Here is a 6,169-nt window from a genome sequence, read left to right on the forward strand (position 1 = left end):
GTGCTCAGCGCACGTCGTCGTCGACCCAGTCCATCGACTTCGTGACGGCCTTCTTCCACAGGCGCAGCTCGCGGTCGCGCTCGGCGGGGTCCATGTCGGGCTCCCAGCGCTTGTCCTCCTGCCAGTTGGCGCGGAGGTCGTCGAGGTTGTCCCAGAAGCCCACGGCGAGACCCGCGGCGTAGGCGGCACCGAGGGCGGTGGTCTCGGCGACGACGGGACGCACGACCGGCACGCCGAGGATGTCGGCCTGGAACTGCATGAGCTCGTCGTTGGCGGTCATGCCGCCGTCGACCTTGAGCTCGGTCAGGTCCACGCCCGAGTCGGCGTTGACGGCCTCGAGCACCTCGCGGGTCTGGAAGGCCGTGGCCTCGAGGGCGGCGCGGGCGATGTGGCCCTTGTTGACGAAGCGGGTCATGCCGACGATCGCGCCACGGGCGTCGGGGCGCCAGTAGGGCGCGAACAGCCCCGAGAACGCCGGGACGAAGTACACCCCGCCGTTGTCGTCGACGGAGCGGGCCAGGGCTTCCACCTCGGGAGCCGAGGAGATGATGCCGAGCTGATCGCGCAGCCACTGGATGAGCGAGCCGGTGACGGCGATGGATCCCTCGAGTGCGTAGTGCGCGGGCTGGTCGCCGAGCTTGTATCCGAGGGTGGTCAGCAGACCGTTCTTCGAGCGGACGATCTCTTCACCTGTCTGGAAGATGAGGAAGTTTCCGGTGCCGTAGGTGTTCTTGCTCTCGCCCGGGTCGTAGGCGGCCTGACCGAAGGTCGCGGCCTGCTGGTCGCCCAGGATGCCGGCGATCGGGGTCTCGCGCAGCAGAGACGAGGACTCGACGGCGCCGTACACCTCGGAGGAGGAGCGGATCTCGGGCATCATCGAGCGGGGAACACCGAAGTCCGACAGGATGTCGTCGCGCCACTCCAGGGTCTCGAGGTCCATGAACAGCGTGCGGCTGGCGTTGGTGACGTCGGTGGCGTGCACGCCACCGTCGGTGCCGCCCGTGAGGTTCCACAGCACCCAGGTGTCGGTGGTGCCGAAGATGAGGTCGCCGGCCTCGGCCTTGCCGCGTGCGCCGTCGACGTTCTCGAGGATCCAGACGATCTTGGTGCCCGAGAAGTAGGTCGCCAGCGGCAGCCCCACGATGCTCTTGTAGCGCTCGGGGTCGCCGTCGGCGAGGCGGTCGACGATCGACTGCGTGCGCGTGTCCTGCCAGACGATGGCGTTGTAGACGGGCTTGCCGGTGTTCTTGTCCCAGACCACCGCGGTCTCGCGCTGGTTGGTGATACCCACCGCGGCGATGTCGTGACGGGTGATGTCGGCGCGGCTGAGGGCCAGGCCGATCACCTCCTGGGTGTTGCGCCAGATCTCGAGCGGGTCGTGCTCGACCCATCCCGCGCGGGGGAAGATCTGCTCGTGCTCCTTCTGCCCGACGGAGACGACGCTCCCGGACTTGTCGAAGATCATCGCGCGCGTCGAGGTCGTGCCCTGGTCGATGGCGAGGACGTAGTCGGCCATGGAGGGACTCCTTTGTCTTGTTTCAGTGGAAGAGGTGGGAAAGCGGGTCGGGCGCCGACGGCGTCCCGGGGGGTCAGGAGCCGAGGCCGAGGAGCACGGGAGCCAGCAGGCCCGCGAGCAGACCACCGACGAGGGGGCCGGCCACGGGGACCCAGGCGTAGCCCCAGTCGCTGCCGCCCTTGCCCTTGATGGGGAGGATCGCGTGGGCGATGCGGGGTCCGAGGTCACGGGCGGGGTTGATCGCGTAGCCGGTCGGGCCACCCAGCGAGGCGCCGATACCGACCACGAGCAGGGCCACGGGAACGGCTGCGAGGCCGCCGATGCCACCCGGGACGCCGATGTCGGCCACGCCGTAGTCGCTGAAGCCGAAGATCACGAACACCAGGACGAAGGTGGCGATGACCTCGGTGAGGAAGTTGAAGCCGTAAGAGCGGATGGCGGGACCGGTGGAGAAGACGCCGAGCTTGGCGGCGGGGTCGGGCTCGTCGTCGAAGTGTTGCTTGTAGGACGCCCAGGCGAGCACGGCACCGATGATGGCACCCACCATTTGCGCTGCGACGGCCACGAGGAACTGGACGAAGGCGATCTTGCCGGCCACCAGCAGGCCGATCGAGACCGCGGGGTTCAGTTGTGCGCCCGAATACGCGGAGACGATGACACCGGCGAAGACCGCCAGCCCCCATCCCCAGTTGACCATCAGGGTTCCGCCGGCGTTGCCCTTGGTCTTGGCCAGGGCCACGTTCGCCACGACGCCGCAACCCAACAGGATGAGCATCGCGGTGCCGACCACCTCCGAGAGGAAGTACAGCCCCAAGTTGACTTCTAGCATGTCGTCATCGACCTTTCTTCGGTCACCCGGACAACTTCGGCGCGGGTGATGTTATGCGGCTCAGTGCTCTGAACCTACGACCGGTGTGCGGGCGCGCAATAGACGGCGCGCCCGCACGTTCTCTCAGATTCGAGCGACTCCGGCCTGAGCGAGGTCCACACGGTGGGAGGCGCGCAGGATCTCCGTCGTGCGGGAGACCTCCTCGTCGACCCGATCGGCATCCCAGCCCAACGGAGCGGCGATCGTCTCGGCGACTTCGCGCAGGGTGCGGTCGGTCATCCCGCCGACGAAAGCGAGGTGCGTGCGCCGCAGCAGCACGTCGATCAGGTGCACGACCTGCTCGTTCTCGGCGATCCAGGTCAGCTCCTCCCGGTAGTAGCCGGGAGCGTCGGAGACAGGGGTCGGCTCCGAGGGAAGGGCGGCGAGGATCGCGTCCGCGCGGGTGCCGTAGCGCTCGAGCATCGCCTCGACGAGGTCGGCGCTGTGCGCATTCGTGCGCGCCGAGACCCAACGACGCCGCTGCTCGGGGGTGGCGGGGTATCCGGCGCCGCCGCCGATGGACAGCCCCTGCGTGCTGACCCGGTGCGGACGACGCAGCTTCTGCAGCGTCTTCATGCTCATGTGCTCGGCGAGGGCGCGGAAAGTCGTCCACTTACCGCCGACGAGACTCAGGGCCGGGACTCCGGCGATCTCGTCCTCGACGATCCGGTAGTCGCGCGACACGAAGCCGGGGGCGGTGTCGTCGTGGCGGGGGAGCGGACGGATGCCGGAGAACGTGTAGACGATCTGCGAGCGATCCACCCCGACCTTCGGGAAGACATGTCCGATGAGGTCGAAGAAATAGGCGATCTCGTCGTCGGTGCACACGACCGGCTTCGACGGATCGGCGTCGATGTCGGTGGTGCCGACGAGCACGCGGCCCTTGAGGGGGTAGATGAGCACGATGCGGCCGTCGGAGTGCTCGAAGAAGATCTCGCGTCCACCGGTGGCTGCGAGCAGCTCGGGGTTGTCGAGGACGATGTGCGAGCCCTTTGTGCCGCCCATGAACGTCGTGGTGAGCCCCATCGCCGCGTTGGCGAGATCGGTCCAGGGGCCCGCCGTGTTCAGCACGACCTTGGCCTTGACGCTGAACTCCTCGCCCGAGACCTCGTCGCGGACGCGGACGCCGTCGGCGTCGGCACCGACGGCCGAGACGTAGTTGACCGCCTGCGTGCGACCGCCACCGGCCTCGATGCCGTCGCGCAGCACGTCGAGGGCGATGCGCTCCGGGTCGTGCATGGACGCGTCGAAGTAGGTCGCGGTGTAGGCGAGGTCGGAGTTGAGCTGGGGAAGCTCGGCGAGCGACTTCTTCTTACCCAGGAACTTGTGCCGGGGGACCGAGCCGCCGTCGCGCGAGAAGGTGTCGTACATGATCAGGCCGACCTTGATCAGCAGAGCGCCGCGTTCGTTGGGCTTGCCGCGGCCGTGCGTGACGAGCAGGCGGAAGGGGGCCGAGAGGATGCCGGAGAACGTCTTATAGATCGGGATCGTCGTCTCGAGCGGCTTGACGTAGTGGGGAGCGGTCTTGAGCAGGTCGTTGCGCTCGGTCACCGCCTCCTTCACGAGACGGAACTCGCCGTTCTCGAGGTAGCGGATGCCGCCGTGCACCATGTGGCTCGACGCCGACGACGCTCCCGAGACGAAGTCGCCGCGTTCGACGAGCGCGACCCGCACACCCTGCAGGGCGAGGTCGCGGAGAGTGGCGAGGCCGTTGATGCCCCCGCCGATGATCAGGACGTCGAGGCCTTCGGCGTCACGGAGCGCCTGAACATCGGCGCGAAGCGGAGTTGCGGGGGACGACATGTCGACTGCGACCTTTCCTTGGGGTACCCGATGAGGATGCGCCTGTGTGCACGTTGTTGCAAGCCCCTTGAACAAACGTGCAGAATGGGCTCCGTGAAGGCGAACAGACCGTGACGACGCAAGCCGAGGAGCGCTCCCGCGACGCGCTGCGCGCCGCGCAGCTGTACTACATGCAGGACCTCACGATGGATGCCATCGCGCACGAGATGCGCGTCTCGCGCTCATCGGTCTCGCGTCTGCTGCAGCATGCCCGCGACGTGGGACTCGTCACCATCTCGATCAGCCCACCCGACGACGCGCGCGGGCAGATGGCGCAGCGCATCGCCGACCGATTCGGCATCACCGCGCATGTCGTGCCGACGCCCGCACGGACCTCCGAGGCGGAGCGCCTCGAGCGGACGGCCCTGACCGCGGCGCGCATCCTGGCCGAGCGCGTCGAGTCGTCCATGACCGTCGGGGTGGCCTGGGGGTCGACGCTGTCGGCGGTGGCCCGCCATGTGCCGCTCAAAGACGTGCACGACACCCACATCGTGCAGATGAACGGAGCCGCGAACGTCCGTACCTCCGGCATCCCGTATGCGGGGGAGATCCTGTCGAGGTTCGGTGCGGCCTGGTCGTCGTCGGTGCACCAATTCCCGGTGCCGGCGCTGTTCGACGACCCGCGCACCAAGCACGCCATGTGGCGCGAGCGCTCGGTGCGGTCGGTGCTGGAGATCCAGCAGCGGGTGGGGCTGTTCGTGTTCGGTCTCGGCTCGCCCCACGCCGACGTCCCCTCGCACGTCTACAGCGGCGACTACTTCGATGAGCGCGACCGTGCGGTGATCGAGCGCGAGGGAGTCGTCGGCGACTGCGCGACGGTGTTCTACCGTGCGGACGGGTCGAGCGACATCCCCGAGCTGAACGCCCGCTCCAGCGGACCCGACCTCGACACCGTCCGCCGCATCCCCCGGCGGTTCTGCGTCGTGTCGAGCCTGTCGAAGCTCGACGGTCTGCGCGGAGCGCTCGCCGCGGGACTGATGACCGAACTCGTCGTCGAGGAGGCGCTCGCTCGCCGCCTGCTCAGTGTTACCCGCTGATCACTCCCCGACCGCCGGATCGCGGGTCAGCGTTCGCCGAAACCGTCGTCGATGAGTGCGCGGAGCTCGACGAGCGCGGGGTGGGCCTGCGGGCCCGTCGCGCTCACGCGGACGCGCGATCCGCGGCGCACCCCGAGCGCCATGAGCGCCAGCAGGCTGCGCGCCGACACCTCTTCGCCGCCCGCGTCGAGGTCGACGATGCGGATGTCGGCGTCGTACCGCGACGCGGCTTTGACGAAGGTCGCGGCGGGCCGTGCGTGCAGACCCGACGGATTCGTGACGACCGCCTCGAACGATTCCGCGTCCGGCGACCCGCCTCCGGATGCCGCGACTCCGTCGCCCGCGTCGCGCCCGTCGTCCTGCTCGTCGGCCGCGTCACCGAGTTGACGTCTCTTCGCCTCGCCCGCCCCGGACACCTCCGTCGCCACCGCCGCGAGGTCGGCACCGCCGGCCGCGGTGACCACAGCGGCCACGAGCCCCTCCACGAACGGCGCCGAACTCAACCGCACGCGTTCGGGAGCGCCGACGAATTCCAGCGCCGTCTCGGCACTGAGGATCGCCGAGCCCAGGTCCATGAGCACGAGCACGCCGTCGCCCGTGTCGGCCTCGTCGACGGCGGTGGCGATGGCCACGGCATCCGTCCCGAGACCGCCGTCGGGTCCGCCCGCGGCCACCCGCACCACCGGCGGCTCTGCGCCGCCCATCTGGAGGGCGAGCTCGACCGCCGCCTCGGCCAGGGCGCGGCTGTGCGAGACGGCGACGATGCCGATCACTCGGCGCCCGCCAGCGTGTCGCGCAGGGCCTCGAGAAGTAGCGTCGACGAGGCCGCCCCCGGATCGAGGTGCCCGGCACTGCGCTCGCCCAGGTAGCTCGCGCGCCCCTTGCGGGCGACCAGCGGTTCGGTCG

Annotated in this window: 6 protein-coding genes; 1 reads left to right on the forward strand and 5 read right to left on the reverse strand. The window is 69.2% G+C overall.

What is annotated here, in order from left to right; translation table 11 throughout:
- Window positions 1–4: 4 nt before the first annotated feature.
- The 3 genes from glpK to RWP81_RS13425 form a co-directional block, all read right to left on the reverse strand.
- Window positions 5–1,516, reverse strand: coding sequence for a glycerol kinase GlpK (gene glpK / locus RWP81_RS13415; protein WP_314456889.1), 1,512 nt, complete (start codon window positions 1,514–1,516; stop codon window positions 5–7).
- 73 nt (window positions 1,517–1,589) lie between these two features.
- Window positions 1,590–2,345: an MIP/aquaporin family protein gene (locus RWP81_RS13420; RefSeq protein WP_314456890.1), complete on the reverse strand. Its 756-nt coding sequence runs from the start codon at window positions 2,343–2,345 to the stop codon at window positions 1,590–1,592.
- Window positions 2,346–2,468: 123 nt separating this feature from the next.
- A complete protein-coding gene (locus tag RWP81_RS13425) occupies window positions 2,469–4,187 on the reverse strand; it encodes a glycerol-3-phosphate dehydrogenase/oxidase (RefSeq protein WP_314456892.1) in 1,719 nt (572 codons plus the stop codon).
- 110 nt (window positions 4,188–4,297) lie between these two features.
- On the opposite strand from RWP81_RS13425, the gene RWP81_RS13430 reads away from it, so the two are divergent.
- The gene (locus RWP81_RS13430; RefSeq protein ID WP_314456893.1) at window positions 4,298–5,263 is read left to right on the forward strand and encodes a sugar-binding domain-containing protein; all 966 of its coding nucleotides are present in this window, start codon (window positions 4,298–4,300) and stop codon (window positions 5,261–5,263) included.
- Window positions 5,264–5,289: 26 nt separating this feature from the next.
- Here the strand turns inward: RWP81_RS13430 and dhaM are convergent, their stop codons facing one another.
- A complete protein-coding gene (gene dhaM / locus RWP81_RS13435; protein WP_314456894.1) occupies window positions 5,290–6,036 on the reverse strand; it encodes a dihydroxyacetone kinase phosphoryl donor subunit DhaM in 747 nt (248 codons plus the stop codon).
- Window positions 6,033–6,169, reverse strand: a 137-nt coding sequence (locus RWP81_RS13440; protein WP_314456895.1) for a DAK2 domain-containing protein, incomplete at its 5' end; no start/stop codon positions are given. The genes dhaM and RWP81_RS13440, both read right to left, overlap by 4 nt.

Origin of the sequence: uncultured Microbacterium sp. (genome assembly GCF_963521695.1) — a bacterium.
GTDB lineage: Bacteria > Actinomycetota > Actinomycetes > Actinomycetales > Microbacteriaceae > Microbacterium.